This window comes from Serratia sp. JSRIV002, from assembly GCF_019968725.1.
Classification (GTDB): Bacteria; Pseudomonadota; Gammaproteobacteria; order Enterobacterales; family Enterobacteriaceae; genus Chania; species Chania fonticola_B.
In genome coordinates this window covers 3,959,841-3,982,639 of the sequence record NZ_CP074143.1, presented here as the reverse complement: position 1 = coordinate 3,982,639, position 22,799 = coordinate 3,959,841, and the positions used below count along the sequence as shown (strand labels likewise).

Below are 22,799 nucleotides of genomic sequence, written 5' to 3'. Positions count from 1 at the left end.
TGGTATAACCGATTATTTCAGACCCAGGGCCTTGGCAACGCCGTTGCCGTAATCGGGATGTACCTTGGTGAACAGTTCAACCTGACGGCGTTGGATCTGTTCTGGCACCTGCGATAGCTCACCGGCGATACGGGTGAACATACGTTGGTGCTCCTCGGCACTCAGCAGATTGAACAGCGCGCGCGGTTGGCTGTAGTAATCGTCGTCTTCACGATGATTCCAGTGATCGGCGGCACCTTCTATGCTCAATGGTGGTTCGCTGAAATCTGGCTGCTCCTGGAACACCCCAAAGCTGTTTGGCTCATAGGTTGCGCCATTGCCGCTGTTACCATCTACACGCATCGCCCCATCGCGATGGTAGTTATGGAACGGGCATTTGGCACCGTTGACCGGGATTTGGTGATGGTTGACGCCCAGGCGGTAGCGGTGTGCATCGCCATAGGAGAACAGACGGCCCTGCAACATTTTATCCGGCGAGAAGCTCACGCCAGGCACCACGTTGGCCGGGTTCATGGCCACTTGTTCTACTTCGGAGAAGTAGTTATCCGGATTGCGATTCAGCTCGAAGAAGCCGACATCGATCAGCGGGTAGTCGCCATGTGGCCAGACTTTGGTCAGGTCAAACGGGTTATACGGGGTTTGTGACGCTTCATGCTCTGGCATGATCTGGATTTGCAGTTTCCAGCGCGGGAAGTCACCGTTCTTGATGGAGTCGAACAGATCGCGCTGCGAACTTTCACGATCTTTGGCGATGATGGCTTCTGCTTCATCGTCCATCAGGTTTTCGATGCCTTGCTCACAGCGGAAGTGGAATTTGACCCAGAAACGCTCGTTATTGGCATTGATAAAGCTGAAGGTGTGGCTGCCGAAGCCGTGCATATGACGGTAGGATTTAGGCAGGCCACGGTCGCTGAAGTCGATGGTCAACTGGTGCAGTGATTCAGGCAGATGGGAGAAGAAGTCCCATTTATATACCGGATTGCGCAGGTTGGTGTGCGGATCGCGTTTTACCACATGGTTCAGGTCTGGGAATTTCAGTGGATCGCGCAGGTAGAACACCGGGGTATCATTACCGACCAGATCCCAGTTACCTTCTTCGGTATAGAATTTCATGGCAAAGCCGCGGATATCACGTTCGGCGTCGGCAGCCCCGCGCTCACCGGCAACGGTAGAGAAGCGGACGAACATTTCGGTTTGCTTACCAATCTCAGAGAAGATTTTTGCGCGGGTGTACTTGGTTATATCGTGGGTGACGGTAAAGGTGCCGTAAGCTCCGGACCCCTTGGCGTGCATACGACGCTCTGGGATCACTTCGCGGTCAAAGTGGGCTAGTTTTTCCAGGAACCAAACGTCTTGAAGTAGCATCGGGCCGCGTTTACCGGCGGTGATCACGTTATTATTATCAACAACGGGTGCGCCAGCCGCAGTAGTTAATCCTTTCTTGCTCATCAATTGCTCCTTACTGTGTAGCAGTTAAGTTGAAAGCTCAGCTTCGGGTGCTGCAGATCTTCATCATATTGACTAATGAAAAGGCCAGCCCTGCTGACCTCCATCAAAGGCACTACTAGTTGTAGACTTATTCTCAGTCCTCGGCAAATAGGTAGCACTTATCGTTGTAATTTTGGGGTAACTGATTGGTATTTGTTTACAGTTTATTGAAAAATGAACGGGTTATCGCTTTAAATTTTCCGGAAACTGATGACAATTCGGTTACACTTACCCGCGTGTTTTTCCGGTGACAGACATCATCACTCCTTGATGATGAAGAATGAAAAGGATCAATAATGAACAAAACTTTAGTCGCGTGTGCAGCAGGTTTGCTGTTTGTGGCTGGCTCTGCCAATGCGATCAGCGTGAGCGGTGAGGCAGGGGAACATTACACCAACCTGGGCGTCGGCTTGGGAGGCACAACGGCGGGCCTGGGGATCAACGGCAACTGGATCCGTAGCGATCATGATGGTGATATCGGGAGCCTGGGGCTGAGCTTCGGCCTGCCGGTTGGGCCTTTGACGGCCACCGTGGGCGGCAAGGCCATTTATCTTAGCCCGAAAGATGGCAAAGATGGTGGAGCATTGGCATTAGGCGGTGGTCTGCAATGGGATCTCAACCGCTATCTCAGCCTGTATGGCGAAGGCTATTTTGCGCCGGAGTCTTTGACCAGCGGGGCAAAAGCCTACAACGAAGCTAATGGCGGGGTGCGCTTAAACGTGCGTCCGTTCAATGTGGATGTCGGTTATCGTTACATCAACATCGAAGGTAAAGACGGCAACCGCGACAACGCGATAGCCGACGGCCCTTATATCGGTGTGGGTGTGGGCTTCTAATCCTGCCTGCTATTAAACGGGCGCCGCATATGCTGCGCCCATTTTTTTCTGTCAGCCGATGGCCGGTAACAGGCCGCTGGCAATGCTGATCTGAATGGCGATCACCGCCACCCCACAGACAAACACCAACGCCAACGCTGGCGTTCCGCCCCAGACTCGATAGCTGGCCTGATGCCGCCGCCGAGTCTTCCAGACCAGCAATGAAGGCAGCAACAGGGCGAGAACGGACAGCGCAATTGCCGCGAACCCGAGTGCCAGCACAAAACCGCGTGGATAGAACAGCGCAAATGCCAATGGCGGCAGGAAGGTGATGGCACCGGTCTGCAAACGGCCCCGCACGTTATCCTGGCGTTTGAACAGATCGGCCAGGAAGTCGAACAACCCGAGTGAAACCCCCAGGAACGAGGTTGCCAGCGCCAAATCGGCAAACAGGTGCACCGCCAGCTCGACATGAGGCGACGCAACCACGTCACGCACCGCTTGCAGTAAACCGTTCAGCCCGGCCTGTTGTGCCAGAATGCCGACAAAGGTGGTGGAACTGATGCTGCCCAGCGTCGCCAACTGCCAGAAGATATAAGCCACTAACGGGATGGCACTGCCGATGATAAAGATCCAACGCAGCTTGCGGATGTTACCGCCCATATAGTTGACGATGCTGGGGACGCTGCCGTGGAAACCAAACGAAGTGAAGATCACCGGGATGGCCGAGAGCGCCAGCCCTTGTTCCAGCGGGAGCGTCAGCAGGTTGGTTTGCTGGATGTGCGGCATCATCAGGCCAAGCATGACGATCAGGAAAATCGACTTGGCGGTAAACAGAATACGGTTGAACAGATCCACCGAATGGGTGCCGATGCAGACGATCCCCCCTGCGACCAGGGTGAACAGCAGCACGCCGAGGTAAGTCGGGAAGTCCTGAGACGTCCACTGGCTGATGCTGACAGCCAGCAGTTCGCCAGCGCCGCTGATATAGGCCGCGGTCAGCGCATACATCAAGAACATCATGCTGAAACTGGTAAGCCACTGACCACCGCCGCCCAGATAACGTTTGGCCAGCGTTCCCAGACCGGTGTCCGCCTGCTCATGCTGATAAACTTCGACCAGCAACAGCGCGGTGTAGCACATCAATAACCACAGCCCGACCAGCAGTGCCAGCGTTACGCCAAAACCCACGCCAGCCGCCGCCAGGGGCATAGCCAGCATCCCTGCACCAATGGTGGTGCCTGCCACGATAAAAACACTGCCCAGCGTGCGATTCTTCACGTTTTTCTCTGCTATTGGATAATTTAGGGGCGTTTTGGGGAGCCCTATTTTTAGTGCGGCAGAATAGTTGATTGCCGATTTTGTGTCAAACCGACGTTACGTCTGATGTACATATAAGTTTACGATTGTGAGTGAGGCCGCGGCGGTATCAGAAGGGGGCTCTCTGTCCAGTCAGTTCATTAGCGAGCCAGCCCGCTGCTTTGTCGCTTCGTTTCTGTGTTCCGTCAGACTGATACCGAAAGACAGCAGTAAGGCGATGGCGGCGATGCCTCCGGCCAGCCAGAGGTTGGCGGTCATGCCAAGTTCATCCACAACTTGGCCACCTGCCCATGCCCCCAATGCAATGCCGATATTGAATACGCCCACATACAGTGCGGTAGCAATCTCTACGGCTCGCGGTGCGACTTTCATTGTCCATGTCATTAGACCGACTGATACACCGCCATAGGCCAGCCCCCAAACTAGCAGTACCACTCCACCGCTGATGTAGGAGTCACCAATGGTCAGGAATAGCACCGGAGTGAGCAGTAGGCCCATCGAGACCGCTATCAAGGTCAGGGTCGTGCACCGCGCCGCGATGATACCTGCCAAGAAGTTGCCAACAATGCCTGCAAAGCCGTAGGCGAAAAGCAGTGCGCTAATCCATTGCGTATCGAATCTCGGTACTGACAGCAGTAACGGGCGCACGAAGGTAAAGACCATGAAGTGGCTGGCTACCAGCAGTAACGTCAGAAATAACCCGACTTGCAGCTTCCGATTACCGAGTTGTTTGCCGAACTGGCGTAGGGTAGCCGAACTGGCAACGGGGAGTGCAGGAACGACGGCAAGATGCAAAACCAACACCGACACGCTAAGCAACGCCATACTGCCAAAAGCCCAGCGCCACCCCACAAAGTCACCGACCAGCGCTCCGAGTGGAACCCCAAATACAGAAGCGGCCGCTACACCACCAAAGATAATGGAGGTTGCCAATCCGATGGAGTTATCAGGAACAAGCCGGGAAGCCAAGCCACCTGCGATAGCCCAGACTCCCCCCATACAAAAGCCGACGAGAACACGAGCAGCCAGCATCCAAGCTATGTTCGGTGCCAATGCCGATACAATGTTGGCTATAGCCAGTAGGCCCAGTAATCCGCACAGGATCCTGCGCCGATCCATACCACCAGATGCAATCACCACCAGCGGCGCGAACAAGGCCGCCAGCACTGCTGGCAGCGAGATCATCTGGCCTGCAGTGCCAGTGGATGTCTCCAGAGTGTCGGCAATCGGTGTCAGCAGGCCGACCGGTAGCATTTCTGTCGTGACCACCGAAAAGGTGGCAAGACCTATGGCGGTGACGGCCAACCATTGGTGTCGGGTAGACGTTTGAGGCGCAGTACTTGAAGATTTATCCATAGTTAAGCTCCTTGTGAGTAGGGAAAACAGGTAGTGCCCATATCACGCGGCATTTGGTACGGATGAGTCACGCAGGCGCTGACTCCCCCAAAGAGCGACCAACAGCACCAAAGCGCCCGCGCACAGGGCTATAACAAATCCAGCACGCGCACCGCTTTCATTAACAACCTGGCCGGATACGGCTGCTCCCAGCGCAACCCCGACATTTAGAGCGGCCAGCAGCCAGGTCATGCCTTCCGTCAATTGGCGCTTCGGTACCTGGCGTTCGATAAGCGACATTGCCACGATCATCGTTGGCGCGAAAAACAGACCTGCTACGAACACCACAGTGGCTAATGTGGCAATGTTGCCTGCCAGCAGCAGGGGCAGCGTTGTCACAGCTGTCGCCAGCCCACCCAGCAACAGCAGGCGGGATAATGGGATAGGTAACTTGAGTGCGCCAAACAGCAGACCTGACAGGCATGATCCTACGGCATAGGCAGATAGAACCAGACTGGCCGCCGCGGGTTGCCCCAGTTGCTCGGCGAAGGCCACGCTGACGATATCAACAGTGCCGACGATGATACCCATCGCCATCATCAGCAGTGCCAGCAATCGCACGCTCGTCAATTTGATGACAGATCCTGGCAGGCCCGAAGTAGCGTCATGTGTTTTGACCAACGGTTCGGTGCTGCGCTGTGCGATCAGGGCCAGCACTCCTATGGGGAGAAGTATCGCCGCCGCTAATGGGCCAGCTTGTGGAAATAGCGCTACGGACAGGCCAACTGACAGCGGCGGCCCGGTGATGAAGGTGACTTCATCGAGCACTGTCTCAAGCGAATAGGCCGTCTGCAAGCGCGGTTGGCCCTGGTAGATAGCTGTCCAGCGTGCCCGCGCTACCGCCGACATGCTGGGCATAAAACCGGCCAGTAAGGCACCTGCGAACAAAGTCCAGTCGGGTGCCAGCCACCAGGAACTGGCGAGTAGAAGCAGTATCCCGATGACGCTGATGGCCGTCGCAGCTGGCAGTACTCGGCTCTGTCCGTGGCGATCCATCAAGCGAGATATCTGTGGCGATAGCAGAGCGTAGGCCAGCACGAAGGTGGCGGATACGGCTCCGGCCAGAGCGAAGCTGCCACGCAGCTGTGACAACATGGTGATGATGCCGATGCCAGTCATCGACAGCGGGAGCCGTGCCAGCAGTCCGGCCAGAGCTAAGCTCTTGGTGCCGGGAGCGGTGAACAGTTCTCTATAAGGGTTAGCCATCTCAGTCTCCAGGGGGCATCGCTTGCCTTAGTGGCATAGCGCGGTGATAATACATACGGCACGTATGAATAGGAGTGTATATTCATACGGAGTGTATGTAAATAAACATACGTAACGTATCTAAAGGGGAACATCAATGGCTCGCCGCACCCGCGCAGAAATGGAAGAAACCCGTGCCACATTGTTGGCAACTGCCCGTAAGGTCTTCAGAGAACACGGCTACGCCGAGACCTCGATGGATGAACTCACCGCGCAGGCGGGCTTGACCCGTGGCGCGCTTTATCATCACTTTGGTGACAAGAAAGGGTTGCTGACGGCAGTGGTGGAACAAATCGATGCCGAGATGGATGCGCGCCTACAACTCATCTCCGACACCGCCGAAGATGCGTGGGAAGGTTTCCTCAGCCGTTGTCGTGCCTATCTGGATATGGCGCTGGAGCCGGAATTCCAGCGCATCGTGCTTCGCGACGCCAGGGCGGTGCTGGGCGGAGCTTCGCCGGACTCGCAACGCCATTGTGTTGAGTCGATGCGGCGGCTGATAGACAACCTTATCCAACAAGGTATCGTCGCTAAGGTCGATCCCCAGGCGCTAGCATCGCTGATCTACGGTAGCTTGGCTGAGGCTGCGTTCTGGATCGCGGACGGTGATGACGGCAATACGCGGCTGGCGGGAAGTGTTGGCGCGCTGGAGCTATTGCTGCGAGGATTGTTGACCAAATCATAAGTTAACGAAACTCCCTGTTCATACTGCTCCCCCTGCCTGTAGCACTATTAGCCGCAGCTATTTGGTGAAAAGTTGGTTACAGGCTTCTATAGTGGTGGGATCTGAACATAAAGGGAGAGGTCAATGTTAAGGGTGGAGATGCTCAGCACTGGTGATGAGGTGCTGCATGGGCAAATTATTGATACCAACGCTGCCTGGCTGGCAGATTACCTGTTCCAGCAAGGCTTGCCGATGAGCGGGCGCGAAACGGTGGGGGATAGCCTTTCTTCGCTGATCGAAATCCTGCAGGAGCGTAGCCATATTGCCGACGTGCTGATCGTCAACGGCGGTCTGGGGCCAACCAGCGACGATCTCAGCGCGTTAGCGGCAGCAAAGGCTTGCGATACCGAGCTGGTCGAACATCCCGAATGGATCGCCCGTATGGAAGCCTACTTTGCGGAACGCGGCCGCCCAATGGCGGCTTCAAACCGTAAACAGGCGCAGATCCCGGCTAATGCGGAAATGCTGGATAACCGCGTTGGTACCGCCTGCGGCTTCGCCTTAACGCTGAATAAGTGCCGGATGTTCTTTACGCCGGGTGTGCCTTCCGAATTTAAAGTGATGGTAGAAGAGCAGATCCTGCCACGCCTGCGCCAGGGTTTTACTCTGCCTGAGCCACCGTTGTGTCTTCGCCTTACCACCTTCGGGACTTCGGAAAGCGACTTGGCTGCTGAACTGGACGGCATGCCTTTGCCGCCGGGTGTCGTACTGGGCTATCGCTCTTCCAGCCCGATTATTGAATTGAAGTTGACCGGTCCACAGGCTCAGCGCGCCGCGATGGAACAAGCCTGGCAGCGAGTGCGACAGGTTGCGGGTGACAATACGATTTTTGAAGGTACGGCTGGGCTACCGGCAGAGCTGACGCAACGCTTACTGCAGCAAAACTTGACGTTGGCGCTGAGCGAGCAATTTACCGCCGGGCTAATCAACCTGCAGTTGCAGAGCGAAGGGGCCCCGCTGGCCGGTGGCGAACTGTTACCGGCACATTGCTCCGAGACATTGGCAACGGTGCTGGCGCGTGCCCAGTCTTTGGCGCAGCTCACCGGTGCGCAGTTGGCGTTGGCGGTTAGCGCCATGGCAGGGGATCGTGTCAGCGTTGCCCTGCATACGCCAAAAGGCGGTATTGGCCAGACGGTGAGCTATCGTGCATCACGTCATGGTCTGCGTTTACGTCAGGAGTCGGTCGCGATGCTGGCGCTGGATATGCTGCGCCGTTGGCTGAATGGCGGCCAGGTTTGCGGCAAAAACGGCTGGCTGGAAATTGTGGAAATTATCGAGTAGAAACATTCCTCAGCAGGTTCAAAACGTAAGGGGCCTCATGCAGTAAAGCGGGCGGTCCCCTACGGTCGAACATGTGCGATCCCTTCCATTTCTGCAAATCTTCACTGGCGCCCCTATCGCCGAGCAACGGCTAGCGGGGAACAGTCGCTATTACCAGAGAGAAACTGGTTGATTGCGCTGATATATCCTCGATGAATTGTTGCTTTTTTGTTTTATTATTGTGCGTGTGTTTTTTGGTAAATATATAGTTATCTTATTGATTATCAATATTAATTAAAAATTATAAGTTAATTATTTACGTTTTTTTATTAACTTTTTATTATTTATAGTTATTGCCTATCAAACGACAGAAATTTACTTGGATTTATGTCTTCCAAAAGCCAGCGTTGGTGATTTACCATTCTGCCCCTCATTTTTATTGCAGCTTTTTATTTCAAATAATTCAAAAAAATTGGAATTAGATTTCTGTTTGTTGGTTTTTCATGGAGGAAGTATCCGAGATAGGGATGGTCAAGGTTGGTTGATCTTAAGAATGGTATTTAAATGAAATTGTTTAAAATTACAACGCTGCCCCTTATTCTGGCTACTTCTGCCGTTTCCCTTCCTGTGATGGCAGCGGAAACGGCCCAAATTATGGTGAAAGGGTCCATCGTTCCTACCGCATGTTCGATCTCTGTTGCTGGCTCGGCAGACTTCGGCAATTTGACCGAAAATGAACTGAAAGAGAAAAGCAAAGTGCTTAATGCTTACCAGCTAGGCTATAAGCCCGTTAATTTTGATATTCAATGCAACTCAGCAGCAAAAGTGGCGTTATCTACACAGGCGGATATTCCACCCTCGGGCTCGAGCACTATGGGTGTTGTGAGCTACGTTAATGAGACTGAAAAAACGTCCCGTACCAAAACCGAACACTTGGGCAATCTGGGCGTGATTGAGGGGCATGACATTGGCTATTTTACCACGGCGCTGGTAAGTGCAAATTTGGATGACAAAAACTCCGAGCTGATTTTTTCCCAAGATAACGGCAATGATTGGCAAGCGGTCTCTGGTGCAGATGAGCATGTGATGTATCAGGATGGCTCTGCATTTTATAGTTGGGGGAAAGACAATACCCCACAGGAAGCAACCAATATCTCTGGTGTTATCAATATCTCTGCTGCCATTGATGCTCGTTTTATCGATGACATGAAAGAAGTCCTTAACTTTAACAGCAGCACAACCCTAAGCCTACAGTACCTGTAAACCCTCGTGGTTTTGTCTGGCAGTTGCCTGCCAGACAATGTTTACCCGCTGTTATTTTATCAATACTGTTTTCTATAAGGTGTGTTTGTCATGCGCTGTCAACTGCTCGCTTATTTTACTTCCGTTAGGCGAATAATCTCCAATAAGTTATTAGTGATTGCCCGGTCTTATTATGGGAGTGAAAATTTAAAATCAGATTGGGTGTTGTGCAGTTTATTACTGGTCGCGTTATCCATTTTCGCTACTCAGTCGCACGCATCTGGCGTATTACCTGAATCTTCGGCGGTCATTATTGACGAGGCACAGAAGGGGGGCAGCATTAATGTTAAAAATACGGAAAAACTTCCGGTGCTGTTGTATACCAGAATCGTCGAGTTACCTGACGATCCAACTCCTCGCTTGATTGTGACCCAGCCTGTGGCTCGTTTGGAGCCAGGCCAGTCTCAACGCGTACGCTTTGTGTTGAACAGCAATACTCCATTGCAGAGCGAACATATCAAGCGCGTATATTTTGAAGGCGTGACTGAACGGACTACGGATAACAGCCAAGTGTCCGTTAGCGTGCGTCAGGATCTTCCGGTGATTATCGTGCCAAAGGGGCTGAGCGCTAAACGCGATATGTGGAGCGATCTGGACTGGTCCGTTAGCGCAAACCGCCTGAAAGTCACCAACACTGGCCGCCATGTGGTGCGCTTGACCCCGCAGGTCAAACTTCAACCCGCAGGTAATATGCTGTCTCTGAACAAGAGCTATATCCTGCCTGGCGAAACCCTGGTGGTCACCGCACCTGCCAGTCCTCGTCTCAGTAGCCAGCAGCAGGTGGAGTTCTCCCCCGTTACTCGTTACGGGTTTGGTGTAGGTGTACAAACTGCCCCTCTGAGCGGCAAATAATTACTCATACCATGAAGACAACCCGCCATTCATTACTGATCTCAGCCATTTTACTGGTTTGCTGGGGGGGACCCGTACCAGCAGAAGGGGCCAAATTGAGCAGCTTCAGTGAAAGTCGGCTGAAGGCGTTGGGTATCGATCCGTCTACTGCTGCCTACTTTGCACAAGGGGCGCGCTTTACGCCTGGTATTACCGAAGTGGAGCTAGAGGTCAATGGCGCCTACCGAGGTATGCAGAGACTGGCATTTGGTCACAGTGGTGAAATGTGTGCGGATGAAGCCTTTTTTGCGTCTGCCGGTATCCGATTGGAGCCGCCACTGCGGCAGGAGAGTGCGGACGCAGATACCTGTCCGCAACTTATCGACGTCTGGCCGACCGCGACGGTCTCCCTACTTCCCGCCACTCAAGAAGTACATATTGTGGTGCCACCAGAAGCGGTAGAGAAGGCAAATGACCTGGCGCATTTCCAGCAAGGTGGCACGGCTGGTTTGCTGAACTATTCCGCTTACCGTTCCTATTTTTCCTCGTACGGTTACCATTCAAGCAACAGCTACCTGAATCTGGAAAGCGGTTTTAACGCGGGTGACTGGATGGTGCGCGGTGCGCATAACCTGCGCCAGAGCAGCGCCGGTGGATTTACCTTCGACAATGCGTATGTATACGCACAGAAAACCCTGGTGGATAGCAAGCAATTATTGCAGGCCGGGCAAATCAACTTTTCCAATAATCTCCTGTCCGGTGCGTCCATCGATGGGATGCAACTGATCCCACAGTCTGCGCTGAGCAGCCAGGGAGAAGGGGCACAGGTGCGCGGTATTGCCCGGGCAGACCAATCACGGGTGGAAGTCCGTCAAAGCGGTATCCTGATTTATTCCACGCTGGTGCCCGCGGGTCCCTTTACGCTAACGGAACTCCCTGTGCTGAATTCCACTAGTGACCTGCAACTCACGGTGATAACCCCGAGCGGGCAGGAGGAGGCTTACACCATCACTGCGGCATCGTTTCGCAGTTTGGTACCAAAGGCTCCTGAAACCTGGTCTTTGGCGCTGGGACGCCTGCGTGCGGACGGCGTCAGCCAGAGCTATGAGCGGCCCTGGGTGGCCAGCCTGTCTGATGGGCGGGCGATTTCCCAGCGGGTATTGCTGGAGGGCGGGTCAATTATCGCCTCTGGCTATCTGGGCAGCGGTGTGGGGATCACCGTCAGTCCGCGCCAAGAAGTCTCTGTAGGCCTATCCGCCGCGCTGAGCCAGGATCGCAACCATGACCGACAGGGGGCAAAGAGCACGGCTTCGGTGAACTGGCAAGCTCCACTGAATCTCGGATTTGGTGGTGACATCACCCTATATTCTCCCGGCTATCGGGAACTGACGGACTCGGTTTCCCTCACTGATAGCCCTTATAGCCGCGCCAGTGCAGGTCTGCGGATGAATTGGTACCAAAAGACACTGGGCCATATTTCGCTCTCTGCCAGCCAGACCCGTCAAGGGGATAATGGCGGGGATTCTCGGCGCATGATGGCCACCTGGAACCGCAATTTTGGTTTTGTAAACGCCTCGGTGAACTGGCAGCGCCAGAGCCGGAGTTTACGAAACTGCCACGCATCTTATCGGTGCCGCAATACCGACCGCGATAGCCTGTTTGTTAACCTCAGTTTTCCACTGGGTGGGCAAGTGATCGGTAGCCATTATCGTCATACCCCAGATTCAGCGGCCGTGGGCATGCAAACGAGCGGTGTCCTGACGGAAAACAGCAACTGGTCATTGGCGACAGAGCACAGTATGAAACAGCAACGCGATACCAGCCTGTCAGGCAGCCTGAACGGCAACCTGCACTACACCACTGGCGGGTTATATGGTTACGCTGCGACCGATCATACCCGCAACTACTCCGGCACTTTATCTGGCGGCATCGTAGCCCATCAGGAAGGAGTGGTGTTCTCACCGCATAAGATTAACGACACCTTTGGGGTCGTGGCGGTGGAGCCTGCGGTCAGTGGGGTAGAAATCAACACCCCACGGGGAAAAGTATGGACTGACTGGCGGGGTAAGGCGGTGGTTCCTGGGTTGCCAGCTTACGCTGCAGGCCGGATAGAGTTGAACACGGAACAATTGCCAGCAAATACCGATGTCAGCAATGGCTTGCGGCAAGTTGTGGCGGGGCACGGGGCGGTGACCAATACTCATTTTCTTTTACAGCAGACGCGCAACGGGTTGTTGACGGTGAAGCTGATGGATGGATCGCCGTTGCCAAAAGGCAGCGCCATTATCGCGCAAGACGGTAGTTATGTGACCACGGCGGTAGATGCAGGCACGGTGTTCCTCACCGACCTGAACGATAAACGCCCGCTGATGGCGCGTTGGCAGGAGCAGCAATGCAGTCTGCATTATTCCGTACCGGAAAAGGCGCTAAAGGGGGAGGCCTATGAAAATGTCAGCGCACAATGCAGTTAACCGTAGAACCAGGGTGGGCGTGTGAAACAGAAGGTTATCACATTAATCCGGGGATTGAGCCTCATCACTGTGCTGTGGCTTGTCACTCCAGACGCTATGGCACAGAACTGTCAGGTGGTGGTATCACGCCCCGAGATCCAGCTGGGCAAACAGATCCATGTTGCCAATGCAGGAACGTTGTTTACCCAGCAAGAGATGACAATCGCCGCTGAGTGTGTGGGGGAAGGGCCGATCACGTTGCTGGTTGATGGCACTCCAGATGAGGGGGGACAACACTTTCGCTTTGGCGCAGCGGGCAGAATGACACTGTCGCTGCTTGCTGCGCAGTATGACGGTAGTGACACAGGGCTGAGGCTGAGTTCTGCGCTGCAGGGGGAAAGGCAGCTATCGTCGGGTTCATCGGTACTGCTGTCTCCTGGCAGCCAGCTGACCACGCTCGCAACAGGGGCCGTCGAGAAGGAGACTCATCTGCTGATAGTGCAACTGCGCCTGGATTTTCCCGCCGCAGGGGATGAGGGCCGGATCCGCGATCTGACGGAGATGAGCGGCCAAGTGAGGTTTGAAGCGCGGCAATAGTCGATATCGCCTGAGGCTGCTGACAAACCCCAATGGGTTCACAGCGGAGGGGCACTGCATGCTGTGCCGGTATTGCCTCTGTTTTTGTTATGGAAGAAGTATCCAGTCTAGGGATGGTTAATGTTAGTTAATCTGAAAAATGGTACTTAAATGAATATGTTTAAAATTACAGTTCTGACCCTTGCCATCGCTACTTCTGCGAGTTCTTTGACTGCGATGGCGGCGGAAACAGCTCAAATTACGGTGAAGGGGGCGGTATTTCCTTCTGCGTGTGCCATCTCTGTTGATGGTTCTGTTGACTTCGGTAATTTGAAAAAAAACGAGCTGCAAGAACAAACTAAAAATCAAAATGCCTATCAATTAGGCTACAAGCCTGTTGGTTTTAATATTCAATGTAAATCGGCAGCCAAAGTGGCACTATCTGCACAGGCGGACACCCCTGTTTCTGGCACCCCCACGATGGGCGTTGTTAGTTACCTCAGTGATACCGACAAAGCCCTGCGTGCCGAACCCGGGCAGCTTGCATCCCTAGGGGCGCTTGAGGGTGAAGACATCGGCTATTTTACCGTGATGCTGGCAAGTGCCACCCTGGATAGCAAAGATGCCGAGCTTATCTCCTCCAAAAATGGCGGCAGTAGCTGGAGCGCGGTTTCTGGCACCGCCGAGCATTTGATGTATCAGGATGGATCCGGGTTCCATGGTTGGGGGAAAGACAACGCACCACAGGAAGCCACTAATATCTCTGGTGTTATAACGGTCTCTGCGGCACTTAACGTTAAAGTTGTGGAAGAGCTGAAAGACGTTGTCAACTTTAACACTAACACCACTCTAAGCCTGCAATACCTGTAAACCCTAGGAGTATTGTCTGGCGGTTGTCTGCCAGACAATAAGCCCACCATAGCTTGCGTTTACGTTAAGCATCGGTAGTGGCCTGGTGCTGGATTTGCTGCGTCGTTGGCTGAATGGCGGCCAGGTTTGCGGCAGAAGCGGTGGGCTGGGAATGGTCGACATTACCGCAGAGAAACTTGTTGATGGCGATGATATATCCCTTATGGATCATAACAATATAAGGGGTATTCGCTGTGGGATTGTGTTGTTACACTCTTTGCGGGTGCTTGAGACTTTTCGTCTTGGGCATTGTGTGGCAAGGCGGAAAGTTGAAAGCCCCAAACTGACGTTAACTCAGAATGGGGCAACCAATAACGCCTAGACACCGTTATGGTAGCCCCTTCACAGCAAGGAGGCAAGCCATGTATAAAAAACATGCGCTCTACGCGTTACTAACTGTATGCATTACGGTTTTGGTATTGATACCCGTCGCCTTTCAAGCTGCAGCGTTGTTGGCTGCAGGTGCTCACCCCAGTCACTTACTAAACGTAAGCTCCTGGGGATTCACACCTTTGCCGCCTAGCTGCAACTTGAAATTCTTAGGGTATCCCAGTGTTTGAAGATTATTTTGCGTGGTTAAATTTCTAATTCGATATCCATGGCGGGCATGCAGCAGCAGGGCAGGATCTCGCCGTGATTGATAAATGCCAACGGCTGCTGGTGGTAAGCGACCTCACCCTTCAGTAATTTCACTCGGCAGGCACCGCAATAGCCGGAGCGGCATTGGTATTCCACTTCTACCTCATGCAGTTCCAGCACGTCGAGCAGGCACTTCTCACCTTCGGGGCAGGAGAGCTGCGTACCGGTGGCACGCAGCGTGATGGTTGGTGCCGCCACTTACAGCTCGAAATCACTCAGGTCGTCGGCGTTGACTTCAGAGTCAATCTGGCCGACCAGGTAAGAGCTGACTTCAACTTCCTGCGGAGCCACCTGCACGTTATCCGACACCAGCCAGGCGTTGATCCACGGGATTGGGTTGGAGCGGGTAGGGAACGGTGAACCCAGGCCGACGGCCTGCATGCGGATATTGGTAATGTATTCCACATACTGGCACAGGATGTCTTTGTTCAGGCCAATCATGGAGCCGTCACGGAACAGATATTCGGCCCACTCTTTCTCTTGCTGTGCCGCCAGGACGAACAGGTCATAACACTCTTGCTGGCATTCCACGGCGATTTCGGCCATCTCTGGGTCATCGGCGCCTGAGCGCATCAGGTTCAGGATATGTTGCGTACCGGTCAGGTGCAGGGCTTCGTCGCGGGCGATCAGCTTGATGATTTTGGCGTTGCCTTCCATCAGCTCACGCTCGGCGAAAGCAAACGAACAGGCGAAGCTAACGTAGAAACGAATGGCCTCTAGTGCGTTGACGCTCATCAGGCACAGATACAGCTGCTTTTTGATGGCGCGCAGGTTAACGGTCACCGTTTTACCATTGACCTGATGCGTGCCTTCACCCAGTAGATGATAGTAACTGGTCATTTCGATCAGATCGTCGTAGTAGCCGGAGATATCTTTTGCCCGCTTGAGGATCTCCTCGTTGGTGACGATATCGTCAAACACCACCGACGGATCGTTAACGATGTTACGAATGATATGGGTGTAGGAACGCGAGTGAATGGTCTCTGAGAATGACCAGGTTTCGACCCAGGTTTCCAGCTCCGGAATGGAGATCAGCGGCAGAAATGCCACGTTAGGGCTACGGCCCTGAATGGAGTCCAGCAGCGTCTGATACTTCAGGTTGCTGATGAAGATGTGCTTCTCGTGTTCCGGCAGCGCTTGATAGTCGATACGATCGCGCGCGACGTCAACCTCTTCCGGACGCCAGAAGAAGGAGAGCTGCTTTTCGATCAGCTTTTCGAAGATTTCATGTTTTTGCTGGTCGAAACGCGCCACGTTGACCGACTGGCCGAAGAACATCGGCTCAAGCAACTGGTTGTTTTTGTTTTGAGAAAAAGTAGTGTAAGCCATGAGCTTGGATCCATTAGTGCCGAGCTGAAAATTAAAGGGGCCGGAAGAGTTCCGGCCCGCTGTGTCAAACGTTAGATCTTGCAGGCGCCGCCTTCACAGTCGTCATCGCCGCCCTGAGCAGGCTGCATGTCTTCCTGGATATCATCTGCACCGTCGCGGGTATTCTGATAATACAGCGTTTTGACACCAAACTTGTAGGTGGTGAGCAGATCTTTCAACAGCTGCTTCATCGGCACCTTGCCACCCGGGAAACGGGTTGGGTCATAGTTGGTGTTCGCCGAGATCGACTGATCGATAAATTTCTGCATCAGGCCAACCAGTTGCAGGTAACCGTCGTTATTCGGTAATTCCCACAGCAGTTCGTAGTCATTTTTCAGACGCTCATACTCAGGAACGACCTGGCGCAGAATACCGTCTTTGGACGCTTTGATACTGATGTGGCCGCGTGGTGGCTCAATGCCGTTGGTGGCATTGGAGATCTGCGACGAGGTTTCCGACGGCATCAAGGCAGACAGCGTTGAGTTGCGCAGGCCGGTCTCTTTGATCTCTTTACGCAGCGTTTCCCAGTCGTAATGCAGCGGTTCGCTACAGATCGCGTCTAAATCTTTCTTGTAAGTATCGATTGGCAGGATGCCTTGCGCATAGGTGGTTTCATTGAACCACGGGCAAGCCCCTTGCTCCTGAGCCAGACGGTTCGAGGCTTTCAGCAGGTAGTACTGGATCGCTTCGAAGGTTCTGTGGGTCAGGTTGTTGGCGCTGCCGTCGGAATAACGTACGCCGTTCTTCGCCAGGTAATAGGCGAAGTTGATCACACCGATACCCAGAGTACGGCGGCCCATCGCGCCACGGTGAGCGGCTTTGATAGGGTAATCTTGATAATCCAGCAGGGCGTCGAGCGCACGCACGGCTAGCGTAGCCAGCTCTTCCAGATCGTCCAGGCTCTCAATCGCACCCAGGTTGAAGGCTGACAGCGTACACAGCGCGATTTCACCGTTTTCGTCGTTAACGTCATCCAGCGGTTTGGTCGGCAAAGCGATTTCCAGGCACAGGTTTGACTGGCGTACCGGGGCGATCTGCGGATCGAACGGGCTGTGGGTGTTGCAGTGGTCGACGTTCTGGATGTAGATACGGCCAGTAGAAGCACGTTCCTGCATCATCAGTGAGAACAGCTCTACCGCTCTCACGCGCTGCTGGCGAATGCTACTGTCTTTCTCATACAGGGTGTACAGACGTTCGAACTCGTCCTGATCGGCGAAGAACGCGTCGTACAGCCCTGGGACGTCAGACGGGCTGAACAGGGTGATGTCTTCATTCTTGATCAGACGCTGATACATCAGGCGGTTGAGCTGTACGCCGTAGTCCATGTGACGGACGCGGTTGCCTTCAACCCCACGGTTGTTTTTCAGCACCAGCAGGCTTTCCACTTCCAGATGCCACATTGGGTAGAACAGCGTTGCTGCACCACCACGCACACCGCCCTGAGAGCAGGATTTTACTGCGGTCTGGAAGTGCTTGTAGAACGGGATACAGCCGGTGTGGAAGGCTTCACCGCCACGAATTGGGCTACCCAAGGCACGGATACGGCCAGCATTGATACCGATACCGGCACGCTGTGAAACGTATTTCACAATGGCGCTGGAGGTGGCGTTAATGGAATCCAGGCTGTCACCACACTCGATCAGCACGCAAGAGCTGAATTGGCGGGTTGGGGTGCGCACGCCAGACATGATCGGCGTAGGCAGTGAAATCTTGAAGGTGGAGATCGCGTCATAGAAACGTTTTACGTAGTCCAGACGGGTGGCGCGCGGATAGTTGGAGAACAGGCACGCGGCAACCAGGATATACAGGAACTGGGCGCTCTCGTAGATCTCGCCGCTAACGCGGTTCTGCACCAGATATTTCCCTTCCAACTGCTTCACGGCAGCGTAGGAGAAGTTCATATCACGCCAGTGATCGATAAAGGAGTCCATCTGCTCGAACTCTTCAGTGGTGTAGTCTTCCAGCAGATGTTTATCGTATTTGCCCATTTCCACCATGCGTGCAACGTGGTCGAGCAGCTTCGGCGGCTCAAACTGACCGTAAGCTTTTTTACGCAGATGGAAGATGGCGAGGCGAGCGGCCAGATACTGATAGTCCGGTGCGTCACGGGAGATCAGATCGGCTGCAGCCTTGATGATGGTTTCATGAATATCGGCGGTTTTGATGCCGTCATAAAACTGAATATGTGAACGTAACTCTACTTGAGAGACCGAGACGTTGTTTAAACCTTCCGCGGCCCAGTCGATGACTCGGTGGATTTTGTCGAGGTTGATGCGCTCTTTACTGCCATCGCGTTTAGTTACAAGTAGGCTTTGGTTCATTTTTACCTGTCCGTGAGATTCCCCTAAGCAGAAAGTGTAGTCGCTCTGCTCAGTATGTAAACACTATATATAGGGGGTGTATGTCGGTGAGGTAACAAGATAGTGATAAAACGGTGGGTTTGCAAGTGAACAAAACCTGCCGATCTTGTGGATAACTTGGGGGTGAAATGTTACCAATTGTTCCTAGTGCGCGCCCTATCTGGGGTGGCAAGGTTGTCAATAAGCACGATGAGATTTTGCTGATTTTGTGAAAACCCCGATCGTTTGCCGCTTTATTAAACGTTAGAAAAAAACCGCATATTGATCTGCTTTTATATTCTTAAAAATGGTTTAGATCGGCTTTTTTGATCGAGAACGGATAAATAGGTATTTATCTTATACGCTTAGTTGCACCGGCGGCGGAAACATCGCCCCCGGTACGTTTCGGCAGTTTCAACCCTGGTGCTGGGTATGCACCATGTAGTTCACATCAACGTTGCGGCCCAGCTTGAAATGGTCGGTGATCGGGTTGTAATGCAGGCCGATGATATGTTTTTCACGCAGCTCGGTGCCGTCGACCCAACCGATCAGTTCAGAAGGGCGGATGAACTTCTTATGATCATGGGTGCCCTGTGGCACCATCTTGAGCACGTATTCAGCGCCGATGACCGCCATCAGCCAGGCTTTGCTATTGCGGTTGATGGTGGAGAAAAACACATGGCCGCCTGGTTTGACCAAGTGTGCACAGGCGCGCACGACGGAGGCCGGGTCAGGGACGTGCTCGAGCATCTCCATACAGGTGACGATGTCATACTGTTGTGGATGAGCTTGCGCATGGCTTTCTACCGTTTCTTGCACGTAGGTCACCTGCATACCGCTTTCCAGCGCATGCAGTCGCGCCACCTGGAGTGGTTCTGCCCCCATATCCAGCCCGGTCACTAACGCACCTTCACGTGCCATGCTCTCTGCCAGAATGCCGCCGCCGCAGCCAACGTCGAGCACTTGTTTGTCAAAAATGCCTCCTGCGCGCTGCATGATATAATTCAGACGCAGCGGATTGATCCGATGCAGCGGCTTGAACTCACCTTCCAGATCCCACCAGCGCGAGGCGACAGCTTCAAATTTGGCGATTTCCTGGTGATCAACGTTAGGCGCGTGACGGGATGATTCAGCATTCATGGGCGTTATTAGCTCCTGGTTCTCTTATGATGCAGATTATACATGTTCCGGCACGCTTGGCGCAGCGCTGTTGTTATCGAGGCAAGTGTTATCGAGGTAATTTTCGCCCGCAGGGCAGCACATTTCAGCGAAACAGCGCCGGTAATTTCCCCGTAAAGCGCGCTTTGTGATATAGTTTTACACCTTTGGCACTACGCCAAGGCAGATGAATCATTCAGTATGAGGGATAGCAGCTCCATGAGCGACCTTGCCAGAGAAATCACACCGGTAAATATCGAAGAAGAGCTGAAAAGCTCGTATCTGGATTACGCGATGTCGGTTATTGTCGGCCGTGCGTTGCCAGATGTTCGTGATGGACTGAAGCCGGTGCACCGCCGCGTTCTGTACGCGATGAATGTACTGGGTAACGACTGGAATAAACCCTACAAGAAATCGGCCCGTGTCGTTGGGGACGTGATCGGTAAGTATCACCCGCATGGTGACAGCGCGGTGTATGACACGATCGTCCGTATGGCCCAACCGTTTTCGTTGCGTTACATGTTGGTGGACGGCCAGGGTAACTTCGGTTCTGTGGACGGCGACTCCGCCGCAGCAATGCGTTATACCGAAGTGCGCATGTCGAAAATCGCCCACGAACTGCTGGCGGATCTGGAAAAAGAGACCGTCGACTTCGTGCCAAACTATGACGGTACCGAGCAGATCCCGGCCGTTATGCCAACCAAGATCCCGAACCTGCTGGTCAACGGCTCGTCCGGTATCGCTGTGGGCATGGCGACCAACATTCCGCCGCATAACCTGTCTGAAGTTATTAATGGCTGTCTGGCCTATATCGAGGATGAAAACATCAGCATTGAAGGGCTGATGGAACACATCCCAGGCCCGGACTTCCCGACGGCGGCGATCATCAATGGCCGTCGTGGTATTGAAGAAGCCTACCGTACCGGCCGTGGCAAAGTGTATCTCCGCGCCCGTGCCGAGGTAGAGGCGGACGCTAAAACCGGCCGCGAAACCATCATCGTGCATGAAATTCCTTATCAGGTGAACAAAGCGCGCCTGATCGAGAAAATTGCCGAGTTGGTGAAAGAGAAACGCGTTGAAGGCATCAGCGCGCTGCGTGACGAGTCTGATAAAGACGGCATGCGCATCGTGATTGAAGTCAAACGTGACGCCGTGGGTGAAGTGGTGCTGAATAACCTGTATTCGCTGACTCAGCTACAGGTCACCTTCGGTATCAACATGGTGGCACTGCATCAGGGCCAGCCAAAGTTGCTGAACCTGAAAGATATTCTGCGTGCATTTGTGCGCCACCGCCGTGAAGTGGTGACCCGCCGTACCATTTTCGAACTGCGTAAAGCCCGCGATCGCGCCCATATCCTGGAAGCGTTAGCCATTGCCTTGGCCAACATCGACCCGATTATCGAACTGATCCGCCGCGCGCCGACTCCGGCAGAAGCGAAGATTGCGTTAATCGCGCAGCCTTGGGATCTGGGTAACGTCGGGGCGATGCTGGAACGTGCCGGTGACAACGCTGCACGCCCAGAGTGGCTGGAGCCAGAGTTTGGCATCCGTGACGGCAAATATTACCTGACCGAGCAACAGGCTCAGGCGATCCTGGATCTGCGCTTGCAGAAACTGACCGGCCTGGAGCACGAGAAGCTGCTGGACGAGTATAAAGAGCTGCTGAACCTCATCGCTGAGCTGATCTTTATTCTGGAAAACCCAGACCGCTTGATGGAAGTGATCCGTGAAGAACTGGTGGCCATGCGCGATCAGTTCGGCGACGCACGCCGTACCGAAATTACCGCCAACACGTCTGATATCAACATCGAAGACCTGATCAACCAGGAAGATGTGGTCGTGACATTGTCGCATCAGGGCTACGTGAAGTATCAGCCTCTGACCGACTATGAAGCGCAGCGTCGCGGTGGTAAAGGCAAGTCAGCCGCCCGTATCAAAGAAGAAGACTTTATCGATCGTCTGCTGGTGGCCAACACCCACGACACGATCCTGTGCTTCTCCAGCCGTGGTCGCCTGTACTGGATGAAGGTGTATCAACTGCCTGAAGCCAGCCGTGGTGCTCGTGGCCGGCCGATCGTCAACCTGTTGCCGCTGGAAGCCAACGAACGTATCACCGCCATTCTACCGGTACGTGAATACGAAGAAGGCCGCCATGTATTCATGGCTACCGCTAGCGGTACCGTGAAGAAAACCGCATTAACCGAGTTCAGCCGCCCGCGCAGCGCAGGCATCATCGCCGTTAACCTCAACGAGGGTGACGAGCTGATTGGTGTTGACCTGACCGACGGCAGCAACGAAGTGATGCTGTTCTCCGCCAACGGTAAAGTGGTCCGCTTCCCAGAAGGGCAGGTTCGTTCAATGGGCCGTACCGCTACCGGCGTTCGCGGTATCAACCTCGGTGAAGGCGATCGCGTAGTTTCGCTGATTATTCCTCGTGGTGAAGGCGATATCCTGACCGTGACGCAGAACGGCTACGGCAAGCGTACCGCGGTAACGGAATACCCGACTAAATCGCGCGCGACCCAAGGGGTTATCTCCATTAAGGTCAGCGAGCGTAATGGCCAGGTTGTTGGGGCTGTACAGGTAGAAACTACCGATCAAATCATGATGATCACCGATGCAGGCACGCTGGTGCGTACCCGTGTCGCGGAAGTCAGCGTGGTTGGCCGTAACACCCAGGGTGTCACCCTGATCCGTACTGCGGAAGACGAGAACGTTGTCGGCCTGCAGCGCGTTGCTGAACCGGTTGAAGATGAAGAGCTTGATAGCCTTGAACCGGGCGCAGAAGAAGCGGAAGAAGATACCACACCACTCGATGAGGGTGATGAGGATACCGGCGCCGTAGACGATATGGATGACGAGAACGCCTAAATAGCACGGCCTTGGCCGTATAATCTGGGTGGTTCAAAAAGGGCTTGGCAGCGATGCTAGGCCCTTTTTCAGTTGTATGGTTTAATTGCTGCAATCACTTGTCGATGCT

General features: G+C 53.9%; 18 protein-coding genes. 9 read left to right on the top strand and 9 right to left on the bottom strand.

All coding sequences use genetic code 11. The annotated features are described in order from the left end of the window. Positions 1-12: 12 nt before the first annotated feature. Complete coding sequence (gene katA / locus KGP26_RS18755) at positions 13-1,449, bottom strand: catalase KatA (protein ID WP_021805973.1); 1,437 nt, start codon at positions 1,447-1,449, stop codon at positions 13-15. 335 nt (positions 1,450-1,784) lie between these two features. Between katA and KGP26_RS18750 the strand changes: the two genes are divergently transcribed. Continuing rightward, the gene (locus KGP26_RS18750; protein ID WP_021178499.1) at positions 1,785-2,324 is read left to right on the top strand and encodes a YfaZ family outer membrane protein; all 540 of its coding nucleotides are present in this window, start codon (positions 1,785-1,787) and stop codon (positions 2,322-2,324) included. 51 nt (positions 2,325-2,375) lie between these two features. Here KGP26_RS18750 and tyrP read toward each other — a convergent pair whose 3' ends face one another. From tyrP to KGP26_RS18735, 3 genes are all read right to left on the bottom strand, one after another. Next, positions 2,376-3,584: a tyrosine transporter TyrP gene (gene tyrP / locus KGP26_RS18745; protein ID WP_021805972.1), complete on the bottom strand. Its 1,209-nt coding sequence runs from the start codon at positions 3,582-3,584 to the stop codon at positions 2,376-2,378. Between the two features lie 171 nt (positions 3,585-3,755). Then, positions 3,756-4,979: an MFS transporter gene (locus KGP26_RS18740; protein WP_223664433.1), complete on the bottom strand. Its 1,224-nt coding sequence runs from the start codon at positions 4,977-4,979 to the stop codon at positions 3,756-3,758. Between the two features lie 42 nt (positions 4,980-5,021). Beyond that, positions 5,022-6,224 carry an MFS transporter gene (locus KGP26_RS18735; protein WP_094981974.1) on the bottom strand — a complete coding sequence of 401 codons (1,203 nt, stop codon included), beginning with the start codon at positions 6,222-6,224 and terminating at the stop codon, positions 5,022-5,024. 136 nt (positions 6,225-6,360) lie between these two features. On the opposite strand from KGP26_RS18735, the gene KGP26_RS18730 reads away from it, so the two are divergent. The 7 genes from KGP26_RS18730 (at position 6,361) to KGP26_RS18700 (ending at position 14,276) form a co-directional block, all read left to right on the top strand. Continuing rightward, a complete protein-coding gene (locus KGP26_RS18730) occupies positions 6,361-6,948 on the top strand; it encodes a TetR/AcrR family transcriptional regulator (protein WP_094981973.1) in 588 nt (195 codons plus the stop codon). A 123-nt stretch (positions 6,949-7,071) separates the two neighbouring features. Next, complete coding sequence (locus KGP26_RS18725) at positions 7,072-8,268, top strand: nicotinamide mononucleotide deamidase-related protein YfaY (protein WP_021805969.1); 1,197 nt, start codon at positions 7,072-7,074, stop codon at positions 8,266-8,268. Between the two features lie 543 nt (positions 8,269-8,811). After that, on the top strand, positions 8,812-9,510 hold the full coding sequence (locus KGP26_RS18720) for a DUF1120 domain-containing protein (protein ID WP_037375520.1): 699 nt from the start codon (positions 8,812-8,814) through the stop codon (positions 9,508-9,510). A gap of 201 nt (positions 9,511-9,711) precedes the next feature. Beyond that, positions 9,712-10,401, top strand: a complete 690-nt coding sequence (locus KGP26_RS18715; RefSeq protein WP_223664432.1) for a fimbria/pilus chaperone family protein — start codon at positions 9,712-9,714, stop codon at positions 10,399-10,401. A 95-nt stretch (positions 10,402-10,496) separates the two neighbouring features. Continuing rightward, complete coding sequence (locus KGP26_RS18710; RefSeq protein WP_245399442.1) at positions 10,497-12,851, top strand: fimbrial biogenesis usher protein; 2,355 nt, start codon at positions 10,497-10,499, stop codon at positions 12,849-12,851. 21 nt (positions 12,852-12,872) lie between these two features. Continuing rightward, positions 12,873-13,427: a hypothetical protein gene (locus KGP26_RS18705; protein WP_037375516.1), complete on the top strand. Its 555-nt coding sequence runs from the start codon at positions 12,873-12,875 to the stop codon at positions 13,425-13,427. Positions 13,428-13,577: 150 nt separating this feature from the next. Further along, entirely contained in the window at positions 13,578-14,276 is a 699-nt protein-coding gene (locus KGP26_RS18700) for a DUF1120 domain-containing protein (protein ID WP_059201269.1), read from the top strand. A gap of 64 nt (positions 14,277-14,340) precedes the next feature. On the opposite strand, the gene KGP26_RS18695 is transcribed toward KGP26_RS18700, so the two are convergent. From KGP26_RS18695 to ubiG, 5 genes are all read right to left on the bottom strand, one after another. Beyond that, positions 14,341-14,487, bottom strand: a complete 147-nt coding sequence (locus KGP26_RS18695; RefSeq protein WP_223500049.1) for a hypothetical protein — start codon at positions 14,485-14,487, stop codon at positions 14,341-14,343. Between the two features lie 404 nt (positions 14,488-14,891). Next, positions 14,892-15,152: a class I ribonucleotide reductase maintenance protein YfaE gene (yfaE, locus tag KGP26_RS18690; protein WP_021805960.1), complete on the bottom strand. Its 261-nt coding sequence runs from the start codon at positions 15,150-15,152 to the stop codon at positions 14,892-14,894. Next, on the bottom strand, positions 15,153-16,283 hold the full coding sequence (gene nrdB / locus KGP26_RS18685; protein ID WP_021805959.1) for a class Ia ribonucleoside-diphosphate reductase subunit beta: 1,131 nt from the start codon (positions 16,281-16,283) through the stop codon (positions 15,153-15,155). Between the two features lie 71 nt (positions 16,284-16,354). Continuing rightward, positions 16,355-18,643, bottom strand: a complete 2,289-nt coding sequence (gene nrdA / locus KGP26_RS18680; RefSeq protein ID WP_021178494.1) for a class 1a ribonucleoside-diphosphate reductase subunit alpha — start codon at positions 18,641-18,643, stop codon at positions 16,355-16,357. Positions 18,644-19,075: 432 nt separating this feature from the next. Next, on the bottom strand, positions 19,076-19,801 hold the full coding sequence (ubiG, locus tag KGP26_RS18675; RefSeq protein ID WP_223664430.1) for a bifunctional 2-polyprenyl-6-hydroxyphenol methylase/3-demethylubiquinol 3-O-methyltransferase UbiG: 726 nt from the start codon (positions 19,799-19,801) through the stop codon (positions 19,076-19,078). Positions 19,802-20,038: 237 nt separating this feature from the next. Between ubiG and gyrA the strand changes: the two genes are divergently transcribed. Next, positions 20,039-22,690, top strand: a complete 2,652-nt coding sequence (gene gyrA / locus KGP26_RS18670) for a DNA topoisomerase (ATP-hydrolyzing) subunit A (protein ID WP_115158186.1) — start codon at positions 20,039-20,041, stop codon at positions 22,688-22,690. Positions 22,691-22,799 lie beyond the last annotated feature (109 nt).